The sequence below is a fragment of the Devosia faecipullorum genome, from assembly GCF_015158295.1.
GTDB lineage: Bacteria > Pseudomonadota > Alphaproteobacteria > Rhizobiales > Devosiaceae > Devosia > Devosia faecipullorum.
In genome coordinates this window covers 1-16,920 of the sequence record NZ_JACDXV010000006.1, presented here as the reverse complement: position 1 = coordinate 16,920, position 16,920 = coordinate 1, and the positions used below count along the sequence as shown (strand labels likewise).

The following is a 16,920-nucleotide window of genomic DNA, read 5'->3' as shown; positions in this document are numbered from 1 at the left end:
AATCTGCGCCGCTTGGGAACAAGATCTATTCCCATGCCTCCAGCATGGCGGCCGACACGAAATCGAGATGACGGCTCATCGCGCCGCGCGCCGCTTCGGCATTGCCGCTGACAATGGCGGCGACGATGGCCTCGTGATCGGCCAGGATATGGTCGCGGACCTGGCTGATATCGGCCAGGTGCTGATGGAAGCGCGTATCCACTTCGCCCAGCCGCGAATTCCATAGCCCGTCCAGCGTCTCGCGCAGCACATTATTGCCGCAGGCATCGGCCAGGGTCATGTGCAGCATGCGGTCGCTGTCCGAGGACCATTGCCCGGCGGCAGTCTCGCTGCGCATCCGGCGCAAGGTCTCGGCCAGCCGCGCCGTGCCTTCGGGCGAAACCTGCTGGCTGGCCAGCGCCGCCGCTTCCGGTTCCAGCAGCCGACGAACCGCCATAATTTCGAGCGGGGATGCGCTCATTTCGGGCAGGGCGGCCTGATCGTCACCGCGCTTGCGCACGAAAGCCCCGACACCGACCCGCACTTCGACGAGCCCGGCGACTTCCAGCGCGATCAGCGCCTCGCGCACCGTGGGACGAGAGACGCCCAGGCTCTGCGCCAATTCGCGCTCGGATGGCAATTGGCGACCTGCCGCCACTGCTCCCGCATTGATCTGGTCGCGGATCTGGTCGGCGATCTGGATATAGAGTTTGCGGTTGGATACGGCCTGAAGTTTCATCGCGCCCCCTTTGCCATTCTCAATAGCCGTCTCCTCATCGCCTGTCTACTGGCCTGACCACTTGACAGCCTGATGGACTTGTCCTTACTTGTCGCGGCATTGACGAGCCAGGTCCGATGGGCCGGCCGGAGGAAGGAGGGACAGGATGGCATCAGCAAAGCCTCTATCGGCCATGCCTGCCGCTGTCGTTCCGCTCGTGGAAATGAGCGGCATCGACAAGTCCTTTCCCGGTGTGCGCGCCCTGTCCGGCGCCCGCTTCGACCTCATGCCCGGCGAAGTGCACGCCCTGATGGGGGAGAATGGCGCCGGCAAATCGACATTGATGAAGATCCTGTCCGGGGTTTATTCGCGCGATGCCGGAGAGGTGAAGCTCGGCGGCAATCCAGCGAATATCATTTCGCCGCGCCAGGCACAGGATCTGGGCCTTTCGATCATCCATCAGGAACTGGCCCTGATGCGCGACCTCACCGCCGCGCAGAACATTTTCATTGGCCGCGAGCCGCGCCGTTTCGGCATTCTCGATGAGGGCCAGCTCAATCGCGACGCGGCGGCCATCTTCAAGTCGATGAATCTCCGGCTCGAGCCCGATGTGCGGGTGGAGACACTGACCATCGCCAAGCAGCAGATGGTCGAGATCGCCAAGGCCCTGTCCTATCGCTCGCGCGTGCTGATCATGGACGAGCCGACCGCCGCCCTCAACGATGCCGAGATCGCCGAATTGTTCGCCATCATCAACAGGCTCAAGGCCGACGGCGTCGGCATCGTCTATATCAGTCACAAGATGGACGAGATTAAACGCATCTCCGACCGGGTGACGGTGATGCGGGACGGCGAATATGTCGGCACCGTGCCGGCAGCCGATACGCCCATCGACACCATCATTTCCATGATGGTGGGGCGCACATTGACCAATGACGCGCTGATCATTCCAAATATTGCCGATGCTCCGGTGGCGCTCGAAGTGCGCAATCTCAGCCGTGGTCGGGAAATTCGCGATGTCAGCTTCTCTTTGCGCAAGGGCGAAATCCTCGGTTTTGCCGGGTTGATGGGCGCTGGGCGCACCGAAGTCGCGCGCGCCATTTTCGGGGCCGACCGGCGCGAAAGCGGCGAGATCTGGGTCCATGGCAAGCGGGTGGGCATTGCCTCCCCCCGCGATGCTGTTGCCATGGGCATCGGCTATCTGTCCGAGGATAGAAAGCTCTTCGGCCTCGCCACCGGCATGGACGTGCGCAACAATATCGCCCTGGCCAGCCTTGATCGCTTTACCGGTCCAGGCGGCGTCCTCAATGACCGCGCCATGCACGAGGCCGCCGAAAACTACATTCGCCAATTGGCCATCAAGACGCCGAGCGACGCGCAGGAAGCGCGGCTGCTCTCGGGCGGCAACCAGCAGAAGGTGGTGATCGCCAAATGGCTGCTTCGCGATTGCGACATCCTGATCTTCGATGAACCCACGCGCGGCATCGATGTCGGCGCCAAGTCCGAAATCTACAAATTGCTCTATGGCCTGGTAGAGGACGGCAAGGCCATCATCGTCATTTCGTCCGAACTTCCAGAAGTGCTGCGCCTCTCCCACCGCATCGCGGTGATGTGCGAGGGACGCCTGACCGGCATCCTGCCCGGCGGCGCCAGCCAGGAAGAGATCATGCACCTGGCAACGCTGCGCGAGCCGGCCATGACGCCCGATGCCGACAGGAGAACCGCATGACCGACACCATTGCTCCGGCGCAAAAATCCGGCATCCGCATTTCCGGCGCCTTCCATCGCCTTCTGGCCTTTTCCGGCCTGATCGCCTTGGTCGTGGTCTTTTCGCTGGCCTCGCCCAATTTCATGCAGACCCAGAATATCCTGGCCATCCTGCAGGCGACCTCGGTCAATGGGGTTCTGGCGATCGCCGCGACCCTGGTAATCATCACCAGCGGCATCGATCTGTCGGTGGGCACGCTTATGACCTTCTGCGCGGTGATCACCGGGGTGATCCTCACCTATCTCAGCTTGCCGCTGCCCTTCGGTGTCCTCGGCGCCATCCTGGCGGGCACCGCCAGCGGCCTCGTTTCGGGCTTGGTCATCGCCAAGCTCAAAGTGCCGCCCTTCATCGCCACGCTCGGCATGATGCTGATCCTCAAGGGCCTGTCGCTGGTGATTTCGGGAACGAGACCGATCTATTTCAACGATACGCCGGGCTTCACTCAAATTTCGCAGGGATCGCTGATCGGCGCCCTGATCCCGGCCCTGCCCATTCCCAACGGCGTTCTGATCCTGTTCGGCGTGGCGCTGATCGCCGCCTTCGTGCTCGGCAAGACCGCGCTTGGCCGCTACACCTTTGCGCTGGGCTCCAACGAGGAGGCGGTGCGGCTCTCTGGCGTCAATGTCGATCGCTGGAAGATCGCCGTTTATGCCACCGCCGGCTCGATCTGTGGCGTGGCGGGCCTGCTCATCGCTTCCCGTCTCAATTCGGCGCAGCCCGCGCTGGGGCAGGGCTATGAACTGGACGCCATCGCGGCCGTGGTCATTGGCGGCACTTCGCTTTCGGGCGGACGCGGCACCGTGCTCGGCACGCTGATCGGCGCGCTCATCATTTCCGTGCTGGCCAATGGCCTGCGCATTCTTTCGGTGGCCCAGGAATGGCAGACGGTGGTGACCGGCACCATCATCATCCTGGCCGTCTACGCCGACATACTGCGGCGCCGCACACTTTAGGCGCCGGCTTCCCCCAGCGCGTCCCGCGCCAAAAAGAGGTTTTCAATGCCCGATAGTCCACGAGCAAAATCTGGGAGGATTACCATGCTCAATCGTCGTACCCTGCTTGGCGCCATCAGCGCCGTGGCCCTGTTGGCGTCCACCGGCGCGCCGTCCTTTGCGCAGGAAAATTATGATATCGCCCTTATTTCCAAGGGCTTCCAGCACCAGTTCTGGCAGGCCGTGAAGGCCGGCGCCGACCAGGCCGCCGCCGATCTCGGCGTGTCGGTGACCTTTGAAGGCCCGGAAAGTGAAACCCAGGTCGACCGGCAGATGGATATGCTGGCCGCCGCCCTGTCGCGCAATCCCGACGCCATCGGTTTCGCCGCGCTCGACAGCCAGGCCGCTACGCCTTTGCTGCAACAGGCCGACGCCGCGGGCATCCCGGTCATCGCCTTCGACTCCGGCGTTGAAAGCGACATTCCCCTGACCACCGCAACCACCGATAACGTCGCCGCTGCCGCGCTGGCCGCCGACGTCATGGCCGAGTTGATTGGTGGCGAAGGCAAGATCGCTGTGGTGGCCCACGACCAGACCAGCCGCACCGGCATCGACCGCCGCGACGGTTTCGTCAATCGCATCGCCGAAGCCTATCCCAATATCGAGATCGTCTCGGTTCAGTATGGCGGCGGCGACCAGCTGCAATCGACCGAGATCACCAAGTCGATCCTGTTGGCCAATCCCGACCTCAAGGGCATTTTTGGCACCAATGAGGGCTCTGCCATCGGCGTTGCCAATGGCAAGCAGGAATTGGGCAGCGACGTCGTGGTCATCGGTTTCGACTCCGGCGCCGCGCAGAAGAGCATGGTCGCCTCGGGGCTGATGGCTGGCGCCATCACCCAGAACCCGGTGGGCATCGGCTACCAGACCGTGCAGGCCGCCGTGGCCGCGCTCAAGGGCGAGGAATTGCCCCCGATCATCGATACCGGCTTTTACTTCTACGACGCCGAAAACATGAACAACCCCGAAATCGCGGCTGTTCTCTACGATTGACGCCTCAAGGGCCGGGCATGTTTGCCCGGCCCGCTTCTCCAGGATAACTTCATGGCCGACCTCACCGGAAAAACCGTTCTCATCACCGCCGCCGCGCAAGGCATAGGCCGCGCCTCGGTGGACGCCTTTGTCCGCGCCGGAGCTCGGGTGATCGCCACCGACATCAATCAGGCGAAACTGGCCGAACTCGACGGCGTGGATGGGGTGAGCACGCAGCTGCTCGATGTGCTCTCCGATGCAGCGGTCAATAATGCCGTGGCCGAGATCGGGCGTATCGATATTCTCTTCAATTGCGCCGGTGTGGTCCATTCCGGCACGGTGCTGGAAATGAGCGAGGCCGATCTCGACTTTGCCTTCGATCTCAACGTCAAGGCCCAGGTCCGCACCATCAAGGCGGTATTGCCGCAAATGCTGGAGCGCAAGGACGGCGCTATCATCAATATGGCCACCGTCGCCTCCTCGATCAAAGGCGTGCCCAACCGCGCCGCCTATTCGATTTCCAAGGCCGCTGTGGTCGGGCTGACCAAAGCCATCGCCGCCGATTACACCACATCCAATATCCGCGTGAACGCCATCTGCCCCGGCACGGTGGATTCACCCAGCCTGCATGAACGCTGGGCCGCGACCGGCGATGTCGAGGCGGCGCGCAAGGCCTTCATCGCCCGCCAGCCCATCGGGCGCATCGCCCGGCCCGAAGAGGTCGCCGACCTGGCGGTCTATCTCGGTGGCGCGACCTATACGACCGGACAAATCCACATCATCGACGGCGGCTGGACGGCCTGATTGCCATGACCAAGATAACTTCGCTCAAAACCCACGATCTGCGTTTCCCCACCTCCCAGTCGCTTGACGGCTCGGATGCGATGAATCCCGATCCCGATTATTCCGCCGCCTATCTGGTGTTGGGGACCGATGGCGCGCATGAGGGCCATGGGCTGACCTTCACCATCGGCCGGGGCAATGAAGTTGTGGTCGCCGCCATCGAGGCGCTGCGCGGTCGTGTCCTCGGTCTCGAACTCGACTGGATCGCCGCCGATCCGGGCCGTTTCTGGCGACACGTCACCGGCGACAGCCAATTGCGTTGGATCGGCCCGGACAAGGGCGCCATGCATCTGGCGACCGGCGCCGTGGTCAATGCCGTATGGGATCTATTGGCCAAGGAGGCAGGAAAGCCGGTCTGGCTCTATGTCGCAGAAATGAGCCCCGAACAGCTCGTTTCCATCATCGATTTCCGTTACCTCACCGATGCGATCACCCCCGAGGAGGCGCTGGCCATTTTCCGCGCCGCCGAACCGGGCAAGGTCGAGCGCATTGCCACTTTGCGCCAGGAGGGCTACGCCTGCTACACCACTTCGGCCGGTTGGCTGGGCTATTCGAACGAGAAACTGACCCGCCTCGCCAAGGAGGCGGTGGATAGCGGCTTCACCCATATCAAGATGAAGGTGGGCCGCGATCTGGACGATGACATCCGCCGGCTGGAAATCGTCCGCTCGATCATGGGGCCGGACCGTTATCTGATGATCGACGCCAACCAGGTCTGGGAGGTCGATCAGGCCATCGAATGGGTCAACCAGCTCAAGCGCTTCAACCCCTTCTTCATCGAGGAGCCCACCAGCCCCGACGATGTGGAAGGCCATCGCAAGATTCGCGAGGCCATTGGCCCGGTCAAGGTCGCCACCGGCGAGATGTGCCAGAACCGCATCCTGTTCAAGCAATTCATCACCCGCGAGGCCATCGACGTGGTGCAGATCGATGCCTGCCGCATCGGGGGCTTGAACGAAGTGCTCTCGGTGCTGGTCATGGCCGCCAAATACGGCAAGCCGGTATGGCCCCATGCGGGCGGCGTGGGCCTTTGCGAATATGTCCAGCATCTCTCGATGATCGACTATCTCGTCGTCTCCGGCACCAAGGATGGCCGCGTGATCGAGTTCGTCGACCACCTGCATGAGCATTTCATCGATCCCTGCATCATCGAGAACGCCGCCTATATGCCGCCGGAGCGCCCCGGCTTTTCCATCGAGATGAAACCGGCTTCGATCACCGAAAATACCTTTCGGGGATAGGGTTCAGGCCAGGCCGGTCTCGACCAGCCGAATGCCGGCATCGACGCAGAGCTGACGGATCGATGCCAGCGGACAATGGTCGGTGATGAAGCTGTGAGTCTGCTCGATATGCCCGATCCGCACAGGCGCGGTGCGGGTGAACTTGGTTGCGTCCGAAACCAGGATCACATGCCGGGCATTGGCGATGATCGCTTGCGCCACCTTGACCTCGCGATAGTCGAAATCGAGCAGCGCCCCGTCCTGGTCGATGGCCGATACGCCAATCACCGCGAAATCCACCTTGAACTGGCGGATGAAATCCACCGCCGCTTCGCCGACAATGCCGCCATCGGAGGGGCGCACCACGCCCCCCGCGATCACCACTTCGATTGCCGGCACGGCCCGCAGGTGATTTGCGACATTGATATTATTGGTGATGACCATGAGGCCGCGATGGTTCACCAGAGCCTGGCTCACCGCCTCCGTGGTCGTGCCGATATTGATGAACAGCGAGGCATTGTCGGGGATCAGCGCCGCCGCTGCCTGGCCGATGGCGTGTTTCTCGGCGGTGGCGATCTGCCGGCGCGCCTCATATTCCACATTCTCGATGCGCGAGGGGTGCATGGCCCCGCCATGGCTGCGGCGGAGCGCTCCGCGCTCGCAGAGCGCATTGAGATCCTTGCGGATGGTTTGCGGCGTCACCTCGAACAGGGCGGCCAGCGCATCGACCAGCACCTCGCCCTGCTGATGGGCAAGCTCGATGATTTTCGCCTGCCGCATCGCCGGATTCATCGCTGCTCCCTCGCTTTCGCTTCGTGCTTAACCGAAAGCGAGGGCAGGGGGAAGACGAGGGCGGCTCAACCCGCCCGCGCCGACCACTTCACCAGGGGCGTGAACGCGAAATCCTTGTCGAACGGATAGCTGGGCCGCGGCGTGTGCCGGCGTTCGGTGCGCTCGACGAACTGGTCCACGACACCGGGCGAGAGAGCCATGATGCCGGGATTGGCCAAGGGGCCCAGTTCCGGCGAGAGATAGCCCGATTTCACCACGATGATCCTTGCCGCCTTGGGATCGAGGCCCAGCCGGGTGAAGTCCACCAGATTGTGGAAGGGCCGGCGGCGGGCCGTCAGCACCAGCGCGATGCCGCCAATGCGCACCACGGCCTCGCGCAGGCGCCTGTCCTCGGTTTCGGCGAGGAACAGAATTTCGGCCTCGGCATCGACCGGCGTGCTGGAGGGGTCGAGGCTGGCACCGATATGAAGCTGCACCCGTGCCCCGATGCCAGCGGCATAGGCGGCATCGGTCGCGGCCTGGTCGGCAATGCCGGCAAAGATCACGTCCTGTGCGTCGCGCGCCATCAGCGCCGCCAGCACTTCGGCGCGGTCGCCGACCCCGCCACCGGTTGGATTGTCGCCGGATTCGGCCAGCACCACCGGATGGGTCGGGCTGGCAAGGGCCCGGTCCACGCACTCCTCGATCGAGCCGGTTTCCATGCCGAAGACGAATTCCTGGCGGATGTCCCAATAGTTTTGCGCCAGATGCGATGCGGCGTTTTCGATCGCGGCGCGGTCGGTGCCGGTGACGATGGCGCAGGCCGTGGCGCGTGGCTCGTCCGCCCAGACATAGCCGACCTGGAAGGAGGCGTCCCAGATGCCGCTCGGTTCTTCAACTTCATGGATCTGCGCGTAAAAGCTGCGGGCCGGCTCGTCCTGGGTGGATGTCCGCTCGCCCGGCAGCAGTACCGGAATCGGCGCCCAGGCCAGTTTCGGCCTGACCCCGGTCTTGAGGGCGCGCACCAGCATGGTGACGGCGCGGCGCATCGTATCGGGCGTATCGATATGCGGCGCGGTGCGATAGGTGGAGAAAATGTCGAGATTGTCGATGATCTTCTGGCTGACATTGCCGTGCAGGTCATAGCTCGTGGCGATCAGCACATCGGGACCGACCAGTTCGCGCACCGAAGCGATCAGATCGCCCTCGGCATCGAACATGGCGTCTACGAACATCGCCCCGTGCAGGGCCAGATAGACGCCATCGAGCGGCAGGGCAGCCTTGATCCCCTCAAGGATTTCCGCTTTCCAGCGCTGATAGAGCGCCGCTTCCACCGGCCCCCCGGCAATGGCGCGGGCGTGCAGAACAGTGATGAACTCGGCGGGAAAATGCGTCAGGAAGTCGAAATAGGCATCCTTGAGCATGGCGGGGCCGCGCAGCACGCGGAAATCGGCTTCCCGCGCGAAAACGGGATTGTAGGTGCTGCATTCGGTATGCAGGCCGGCAACGGCGATGCGCATCATGCGACTCCGGGGCTTTCAGCTTCGATTTCGGCGCGCGCGGGCGCGGGACGGGGCCGGAGATGTCCGGCGAGCAACAGGCTCAATAATAAGAACGGCACCACGCAGGCAATGCCGAAGCGGATGTCGCTGTGCTCCGCGACAAAGCCGATCATCGGCGGGCCGATGAGAAACCCAGTCAGCGCCACGAAGGACAGGACCGCCACATTGGCGGAGGCGGCGCGATCTCCGATCCCCGCCGCCGCCGTCACCGCCAGCGGGAAGCCGACCGAGACGCCGAAGCCAATCGTGCCGAAGCCGATCAGCGCAATGGTCACGCTGGGCGCGAAATAGAGCAGGATGGCTCCGGCGACGGCCATGGCGCCGCACAGTCGGGCCGTGGCGATGCCGCCGAGGCGCGCCTTGAGTGCGTCGCCGCCGAACCGGCCCGCCGCCACCATGAAGGCAAAGATGGAATAGCCCAGACCCACCAGCCCGCCTTCGGCGGCCAGCGCGTCGCGCAGGAAAATGGCCGACCAGTCGGCCATGGCGCCTTCGGTCATGGTGATGCCGAAGACGAAGAGACAGACCCCGATAAGCGCCGGGCTGGGCAGCGACCAGGAGGAGCGCGGCTTGCCCGTGGCGGCGGGAGCATCGCTTGCCATCTGCGGCAGCGCCCTGCCCGCCGCCATGCCCATAGGCATGGTGATCAGCGCCGCGCCCAGAATGGCCCATTTCGCCTCGATCCCGAGGCCGGCCATGCCCGAGCCGATCAGGCTGCCGACCATGATGCCCACCGACCAGAAGCCATGCGATTTGGTCATGATCAGCACGCCGCCGGATTTCTCGATCTCGTCGGCGCCGACATTGAGGCCCAGTTCAAGAAACGAAATGGTCGATCCCGCCAGCATCAGCGCGATGAACAGCATGATCGGATCGGGTGCGAAGGCCGGCAGGCTCACCGCCAGGGCGTAATAGACAAAGCCGACAATAATGGTGGTGCGCGCCCCGATCCGGCCCACCAGAGGCCCGGCAAAAGGCAGGGTGATCAGCGTGCCCAAAGGCATGCCGAGCAGGGCCAGCGCCAGCGCTGCCGGGCCGAGGCCCAATCCGGCCTGCACCTCCGGAATGCGCGGCAACCATGATCCGAAGGCGACGGGCTGCAGAAAGAAGATCAGCATGATCAGGCGCTGTGGCGTGAGAAAAGGCATTTGCTACCAAAAATTTCTTTGTGCGCTGGCCGTCCGCATATCCGCTTCTCGGCCGATGCGGCGATGTGCCTGACGCACGTTCCCCCAGTGTGTTTCAAATTTTCAGGCATTCCACATAATCGCCGCCCCATGAAAGAGGCCACATGGATACCAATTGCGACATGCTGCCCGGTAAAGGCGATTTTGTCCACACCCTGATGCGGCTGAAATCGTGGATTTTCGCCTAGAAACAGGGCGAAGCGCCGCCCATTCCGGCCTGCGCTCAGGGTGGCTTAAATTGGTATTGTATTGGCGTCGAATGTGTGTTGACATTGTGACATCAAGGTGCCTAGTCTTGAAAATCGTTTACACAAACTTCACCGGCCCGCAAGAGGTCGGGGTTTGGCAGGGTAGGGAATAGCAGCGTTATGCGGGTAGGTATTATCGGCCTGGGTTTTCGGCTGGGTTATCTCGCGCGAGTGTTTTCCGCGGCGCGGAGCGATTTCGAGATCGTCGGTTATGTCGATCCCGCGCCTGCCGGACTTCCCTATGCCACTGAGCACGGCGTTCCCGTCGGTCGCCAATTTGACAGCCTCGAGACCCTGATCGATGAGGGCAATCTAGACCTGCTCATGGTCGGCTCGCCCAATCACCTGCATCTCGACCATATCCGCATCGGGCTCGAGCGCGGCATGAAGATCTTTGCCGAAAAGCCGGTCGTGACCTCGGTGGATGATACCATGGCTCTCGCCGAGCTGATCGCCAAATATGGCTCCGACAATGTCATGGTGGGCCTGGTGCTGCGTTATGCTCCGCTCTATGTCGATCTGCGCAGGGCGCAGGCTGCGGGGCAATTGGGCGACATCGCCTCGATCGAGGCGTCCGAGCACATTCCGCCCTATCACGGCGCTTTCTTCATGCGCGACTGGCGGCGCTACGCCAAATATTCAGGCAGCTTCATGCTCGAAAAGTGCTGCCACGACCTCGATCTTTATAATGGCGTCATGGGATGCCGCCCGCGCTATGTCGCCAGCTTTGGCGGTCGCCGCTCCTTCACGCCCGAAAATGCGCCCCAGGACCAGGGCGCCAATGACCTGACCGAATATTACCGCAAGCCGTCCGGCTGGCAGGGTTCGGACAAGGTGTTCGACAGCGACGGCGACATCATCGATTTCCAGACCGCCATCGTACAATACGAAAACGGCGCGGCGCTGACCTTCCACACCAATATGAATGTGCCCGACGATTTCCGCCGCTTCGCGGTGATCGGGGCCAAGGGCATGGCGGAAGGCGACTTCATCCGCAATTATCTCCACATCACCGATGCGCGGACCAAGGACCGTCTGGAAGACAAGACCTACCAGACCTCAGGCCTGTCCCAGCATTACGGCGCCGACGAGCAGATGGCCGAAGATATTCTCAAGCATGTGCTCGAAGGCGCACCGCTGCCGGTGTCGGTCACCGATGCGCTCGAGGCGGGATTGTTGGCGCTCTCCATGGACGAGGCCATGCGCAACAAGTCCGTGGTGGACATGGGCCCGATTTGGCAGCGCTTCGATGCAGCGCTCGGACGCGGCCGGTAAGGGAGAACGCCGATGACCAGCACCCGCAGCGCCACCCTCTTTGCTCTCGCTTTGCTGGCTCCGGCCCTGATCTATATACTGACCATCGTGGCCTATCCACTGGTCGATACGATCATCCTCAGCTTCACCAACGCCTCCTTGCGCGCCGAATACGATTTCGTCGGCTGGGCCAATTACCAGCGCATTTTCGGCGCGGGCAATTTTACCGAAGTCATCATCCGCACCTTCATTTGGACCTTCTTTTCGGTCTCCTTGAAAATGATCATCGGCATGTGTGGCGCGGTGCTGCTCAATGCCGCCATTCCCGGCCAGACCCTGTTCCGCATTCTCACCATGCCACCCTGGGTCGTGCCCATGGCCATCGGCATCTTCATGTGGGGCTGGATGTATAACGGCCAGTTCGGAATGATTTCCGGCCTGTTGCAGAATTTCGGCCTGACCAAAGGCCCCATCGCCTTCCTCGCCTATGGCAATACCGCCTTCTGGGCTACCGTCGTCACCGACGTGTGGATTGGCGTGCCCATGGTCACCATCTATTTCCTCGCCGCCATGCAGTCCATTCCCAAGGATTTGCACGAGGCTGCCTGGACCGACGGGGCAGGGCGTTTCTACCGCTTCCGCCGCATCACCGTGCCGCTGATGGTGCCGGCCATCATCACCATGAGCCTGCTCTCGCTCATCGCCACCTTCAATTCCTTCGACATCATCTGGATCCTGACGCAGGGCGGTCCGTCCGGCTCGACCACGACGATGATCATCGACACCTACAAGACCGCCATGGGATCGCGGAAATATGGCGAAGGCGCCGCCCGCGCCGTGGTCATCTCGATCTTCGTGACCATTTTCTGCCTCGTTTACTTCCGGGCTGTCCGCAAGCTCCAGCAGGGAGAAGCCAAATGAGCGACGTCGCCCGCACCACCGAGATCGCGGCCGTGGAAAGCCCCGCCAGCGTCAAGCCCAAGCGCCGCCTTTTCGCCACTTCCCGGCCGATGATCGACCGCTACAGATGGTATGAAATCCTGGGTCTTTATGCTGGCATTGCCGTCTTCCTGTTCTTCGTGTTGGCACCGTTCATCGAGGGCTTCCTCGTGTCGCTGAAGCCGCTGGCGCAGCTTTTCTCCACGCCCTACAGCTTCATTCCCAAGAACGGCTCTTTCGACGCCTATTTCAGCATGTGGGAATCGGTGCCGGCTCTGGGCCTGCACATCTTCAATTCCTTCTTCATCTCCACTGTGGTGACGCTGATCGTCATCGTCATCGTGGTGCCCGCCGCCTATGCCTTTGCCCGCTTCAATTTCGCCGGGGCCGGGCTGATGCTGGGCGGGTTCCTCGCCGTCAACATGTTCTCCGGCGCGGTGCTGCTGATCCCGCTGTTCCGCCTGATGCGGACCATGGGCCTGCTCAACACCTATTGGGCCATGATCGTACCGGGCGCCGCTTTCCTCATTCCGTCCTCGGTCTGGCTGCTGCGCACCTATATGCTGCGCATTCCCCGCGAACTGGACGAGGCTGCCTGGGTCGATGGCGCTTCGCGTCTCTATACCCTGCGCCGGGTCATCCTGCCGCTGGCCATGCCGGGTATCGTCGTGGTCGCCATCATGACCTTCATTGGCGCCTATGCCCAGCAATTCATCTTCGCCCTCACCTTCAACTCAAAGACCGAGTTCATGCCGCTGCCGATCGGGCTCTTCGCCTTCTTCGGCAAACAGGAAGTGATCTGGAATGAGTTGATGGCTGCCTCTTTCGTCGGAATCCTGCCGGTCATGATCGTCATCGTGTTCCTGCAGCGCTATCTCGTCGCCGGCCTCACCGCCGGAGCCGTGAAGCAGTAAAGGCCCTCGGGCCACATCAAGGGAGACTAAACATGCAAAAGACTATCGGTTTGCTGGCCGTTTCGGTGCTGGCGCTGGCCAGCGCCGCTCCGGCGGCCTACGCTCAGGACCAGGAAATCACCTTCATCAATTGCGGTGACACGCTGACCCAAGGCTATGCCGAAAGCTTCGCCGAATGGGAAGCCGCCAATCCCGGTTTCAAGGTTGTGCCCGAGCTCGTCGGCTGGGGCCAGTGCCAGGACAAGGTGACCACTCTCGCCGCCGCCGGCACCCCGGTCGCGCTGGCCTACGTCGGCTCGCGCACCCTCAAGCAGTTCGCCCAGAACGATCTCATCGTCCCCGTGCCGATGACCGACGCTGAAAAGGCTGCCTATTACAATTACGTCCCCGATACCGTCACCTTCGACGGCACCCAGTGGGGCATTCCGGTTGCCTTCTCCACCAAGGCCCTGTTCTGGAACAAGGATCTTTTCGCCGCCGCCGGCCTCGACCCCGAGACCCCGCCCAAGACCTGGGAAGAAAAGATCGCTTTCGCCAAGCAGATCACCGAAAATACCGATGCCGCCGGTTATGGTGCGGTCGCCAAGACCTTCGACAACACCATGCACCAGTTCCTGCATTGGGTTTACACCAATGACGGCCTGGTGATCGACGCCGATGGCAATATCACGCTGAATTCGCCTCAGGTTCTGGCGGCCCTGACTGCCCTGCGCGACATCATTCCCTATTCGGAAGAAGGTCCGACCGCTTACGAGCAGAACGAAGTGCGCGCCATCTGGCTCGATGGTGGCGTGGCCATGATCGAAGCCTCCCCCGGTGCCGCTATCCGCGCCGAAGAAGCCGGCATGAACTGGGGCGTGGCCAACCTGCCGCTCGGCCCCGACGCCAAGGGCCCGGGTACGCTGCTCATCACCGACGCCCTCGCCATCTTCAAGGGCACCGGCGTCGAGGACCAGGCGATCAGCCTCGCCAAGTTCCTCACCGATGGTCAGCGCCAGTGGGATGCTGAGATGCTGCAGGGCCTGACCCCGCTGCGTCCGCTCGAGCCAAACACCTCCGAGCTGGTCGCCGAAAAGCCCTACTGGAAGCCGTTCCTGGACGGCATCGAGTTCGGTGGTCCCGAGCCGCTGTTCAACGACTATATCGGTCTGCAGAACACCATGATCGAAATGGTCCAGTCGGTCGTGACCGGCGCCGCCGAGCCGCAGGCCGCCCTTGAGCGCGCCGCTGCCGAACTCGAGCAGTACAAGTAAGGTCGTCCTCCGACCGAACTGGCCGCCGCCCTTCGGGGCGGCGGCGTCCCAGACAAATGCATCGCCGGAGACGCGAAAAATGTCGCAGCTGAGCCTCAAGCGCCTCGAAAAGTCCTTCAACGAAGCCCGCATCATCAAGGGCATCGATCTCGACGTTTCCGAGGGCGAATTCGTGGTCTTTGTCGGCCCCTCGGGTTGCGGCAAATCCACCCTGCTGCGCATGATCGCCGGGCTTGAAGATGTCACCCAGGGCGAAATCGAGATCGGTGGCCGGATCGTCAACGATCTGCCGCCCGTGCAGCGCGGCATCGCCATGGTGTTCCAGTCCTATGCGCTTTACCCGCATATGAGCGTTTACGAAAATATCGCCTTTCCCCTGCGGGTCGAAAAACTGCCGCAGGCCGAGGTTGACCAGCGCGTCGCCGCCGCCGCCAAGGTGCTCCAGCTCGAAAGCCGTTTGCAGCACCGTCCCGGCCAATTGTCCGGCGGCCAGCGCCAGCGCGTCGCCATCGGCCGCGCCATCGTGCGCCAGCCCAAGATTTTCCTCTTCGACGAGCCGCTGTCCAATCTAGACGCCGCCCTGCGCTCGGAAATGCGCATCGAATTGATGGAGCTGCACAAGCGGCTCGGTTCGACCATGATCTATGTGACCCACGACCAGGTCGAGGCCATGACCATGGCCGACAAGATCGTGGTGCTCGATGCCGGTATCATTGCTCAGGTCGGCTCGCCGCTCGAACTCTACCACAAGCCGGACAATCTGTTTGTCGCCGGCTTCATCGGCAGTCCCAAGATGAATTTCATCGCCGGCAAGGTACGCTCGGCCGATGGCAGCACGGCTGTGGTCGATCTGGGCGAGCTGGGCACGATTTCCTTGCCCCGCACCAGCACCGCTATTGCCGGACAGGATGTGACCCTGGGCATTCGCCCCGAACATCTCGGGCTCGGCGAGCATGGTTTTACCCTCGAAACCGCGCCCAATATCGTCGAACAGCTCGGCATTCACACCATCACCTATTCCACCCTGCCGGGCGGGGAGAATTTCATCGGCCTGTTCGAAGGCAATCCCGACCTGGCGGACGGCAAGTCCGTCAGGATGGGCTTTGACATCGACAAGGCGCACCTGTTCGACGCCCAGGGCCTCGCGGTGTATTAAGCGCGGCAGACCGCCGCTGGGGGAAGGTGCGATGCTCGATATCGTTGGGCTTTTGCAGACGGAGAAAGACGCCTTTACCCGGTCTGAACGCGCCCTCACCGAGATCGTGCTCTCTGATGTGGACTCTGTGCTCAAGATGTCCATCGTCGATCTGGCCGCCCAGGCCGAGGTGTCGCCGCCCACCGTTACGCGCTTCTGTCGCCGATTGGGCTGCAATTCCTACGCCGATTTCAAGGTGCGGCTGGCCCAGTCGCGCTTTGTCGGCCAGCGCTATTTCGCTCCCGCTTCGGGCCCCGCCAGCGTGCGCGAAATCGCTCAGGGCGTGGTCAACGGCATCCAGTCCACCATTTATGACACCTTCGATCAATGCGATTTCGACGCAGTCGAACGCGCGGCGGAATCCTTGGTCAAGTCGAATTTCATCCTTGCTTTCGGCTCTGGCGGCTCCTCCTCCATGCTGGCCGTGGAAGCCGAGGCGCGGTTTTTCCGGCTGGGGCTCCGGGTCTCCTCGTCCACCGACCATCAGGTGCAGATGATGCGGGCAGCCTCCGCTGCCTCCAATACCGCCATCATCGCCTTTTCGCTTTCGGGCAATAATCTGCCCCTGGTCAAGGCGCTGTCGGTGGCGGGAGAATATGGGCTGACGCGTATCGTCATGTCCCGCGCCGGATCGGCCATGGCCGAGCAGGGCGATATCTTCCTGCCCATCGCCTGGCGCGAGAACCAGGACATCCTGCGCCCCACCCCGGCGCGCTACGCATTCCTCGCCATTCTCGACATCCTGTCCCAGACCATGGCGGCCCGGCTCGGCTCCACGGCGGTGGCCTCCATGCGCCGCATCAAGCACCAGCTCGTCGTCAACCGCGATGGAGACGATGCCCAGCCGCTGGGGGATTGATGGACGTCCTCCGACCTTTTCCCCATTCGTCGTCACCCGGCTTGTCGGGATGATCGTCATTGCCCGGACGAGCCGGGCAATGACGATCATCCCAAAGTCAATGATTGTTTTAGGATCCCGCCATGCCGTCTTTTTCCCTCGTCACCACCTGGTCGCCTGCGAGCGCTCATGAGCCGCTTGGCTATGGGATCGAGCTGACCAATACGGGTTCTGCACCCGTCTCGAACTTCCAGCTGGGTTTTTCCG

15 protein-coding genes are annotated in these 16,920 nt (G+C 62.5%); 11 read left to right on the top strand and 4 right to left on the bottom strand.

The features are described 5' to 3' along the window. Positions 1–25: 25 nt before the first annotated feature. On the bottom strand, positions 26–718 hold the full coding sequence (locus H0482_RS13065) for a FadR/GntR family transcriptional regulator (RefSeq protein WP_193730512.1): 693 nt from the start codon (positions 716–718) through the stop codon (positions 26–28). Positions 719–863: 145 nt separating this feature from the next. On the opposite strand from H0482_RS13065, the gene H0482_RS13060 reads away from it, so the two are divergent. The 5 genes from H0482_RS13060 (at position 864) to H0482_RS13040 (ending at position 6,513) form a co-directional block, all read left to right on the top strand. Continuing rightward, complete coding sequence (locus H0482_RS13060; protein WP_230989636.1) at positions 864–2,426, top strand: sugar ABC transporter ATP-binding protein; 1,563 nt, start codon at positions 864–866, stop codon at positions 2,424–2,426. Next, a complete protein-coding gene (locus H0482_RS13055) occupies positions 2,423–3,418 on the top strand; it encodes an ABC transporter permease (RefSeq protein ID WP_193730511.1) in 996 nt (331 codons plus the stop codon). The genes H0482_RS13060 and H0482_RS13055 overlap by 4 nt, the downstream gene beginning before the upstream one ends. Positions 3,419–3,502: 84 nt before the next feature. After that, positions 3,503–4,450, top strand: a complete 948-nt coding sequence (locus tag H0482_RS13050; protein ID WP_193730510.1) for an ABC transporter substrate-binding protein — start codon at positions 3,503–3,505, stop codon at positions 4,448–4,450. Positions 4,451–4,501: 51 nt separating this feature from the next. Continuing rightward, positions 4,502–5,233, top strand: coding sequence for an SDR family oxidoreductase (locus H0482_RS13045; RefSeq protein WP_193730509.1), 732 nt, complete (start codon positions 4,502–4,504; stop codon positions 5,231–5,233). Between the two features lie 5 nt (positions 5,234–5,238). After that, positions 5,239–6,513, top strand: coding sequence for an L-fuconate dehydratase (locus H0482_RS13040; RefSeq protein WP_193730508.1), 1,275 nt, complete (start codon positions 5,239–5,241; stop codon positions 6,511–6,513). A gap of 3 nt (positions 6,514–6,516) precedes the next feature. Here H0482_RS13040 and H0482_RS13035 read toward each other — a convergent pair whose 3' ends face one another. From H0482_RS13035 to H0482_RS13025, 3 genes are all read right to left on the bottom strand, one after another. Next, a complete protein-coding gene (locus H0482_RS13035) occupies positions 6,517–7,284 on the bottom strand; it encodes a DeoR/GlpR family DNA-binding transcription regulator (protein ID WP_193730507.1) in 768 nt (255 codons plus the stop codon). A gap of 65 nt (positions 7,285–7,349) precedes the next feature. Next, on the bottom strand, positions 7,350–8,783 hold the full coding sequence (locus tag H0482_RS13030) for a M81 family metallopeptidase (protein WP_193730506.1): 1,434 nt from the start codon (positions 8,781–8,783) through the stop codon (positions 7,350–7,352). Continuing rightward, positions 8,783–9,973, bottom strand: coding sequence for an MFS transporter (locus tag H0482_RS13025; RefSeq protein ID WP_230989635.1), 1,191 nt, complete (start codon positions 9,971–9,973; stop codon positions 8,783–8,785). The genes H0482_RS13030 and H0482_RS13025 overlap by 1 nt, the downstream gene beginning before the upstream one ends. 407 nt (positions 9,974–10,380) lie before the next feature. Here H0482_RS13025 and H0482_RS13020 point away from each other — a divergent pair, with 407 nt between their 5' ends. The 6 genes from H0482_RS13020 to H0482_RS12995 all read left to right on the top strand — a co-directional run bounded on the left by H0482_RS13020 (position 10,381) and on the right by H0482_RS12995 (position 16,674). Continuing rightward, positions 10,381–11,535: a Gfo/Idh/MocA family protein gene (locus tag H0482_RS13020; RefSeq protein ID WP_193730505.1), complete on the top strand. Its 1,155-nt coding sequence runs from the start codon at positions 10,381–10,383 to the stop codon at positions 11,533–11,535. A gap of 12 nt (positions 11,536–11,547) precedes the next feature. Further along, on the top strand, positions 11,548–12,435 hold the full coding sequence (locus H0482_RS13015) for a carbohydrate ABC transporter permease (RefSeq protein WP_193730504.1): 888 nt from the start codon (positions 11,548–11,550) through the stop codon (positions 12,433–12,435). Positions 12,436–12,524: 89 nt separating this feature from the next. Then, positions 12,525–13,367 carry a carbohydrate ABC transporter permease gene (locus tag H0482_RS13010; protein WP_193730653.1) on the top strand — a complete coding sequence of 281 codons (843 nt, stop codon included), beginning with the start codon at positions 12,525–12,527 and terminating at the stop codon, positions 13,365–13,367. Positions 13,368–13,399: 32 nt separating this feature from the next. Continuing rightward, positions 13,400–14,620 (top strand): ABC transporter substrate-binding protein, encoded by a 1,221-nt coding sequence (locus tag H0482_RS13005; RefSeq protein ID WP_193730503.1) that lies wholly within the window; start codon positions 13,400–13,402, stop codon positions 14,618–14,620. Positions 14,621–14,699: 79 nt separating this feature from the next. Continuing rightward, complete coding sequence (locus H0482_RS13000) at positions 14,700–15,776, top strand: ABC transporter ATP-binding protein (RefSeq protein ID WP_193730502.1); 1,077 nt, start codon at positions 14,700–14,702, stop codon at positions 15,774–15,776. A 31-nt stretch (positions 15,777–15,807) separates the two neighbouring features. Then, on the top strand, positions 15,808–16,674 hold the full coding sequence (locus tag H0482_RS12995) for a MurR/RpiR family transcriptional regulator (protein WP_193730501.1): 867 nt from the start codon (positions 15,808–15,810) through the stop codon (positions 16,672–16,674). Positions 16,675–16,920: the final 246 nt, after the last annotated feature.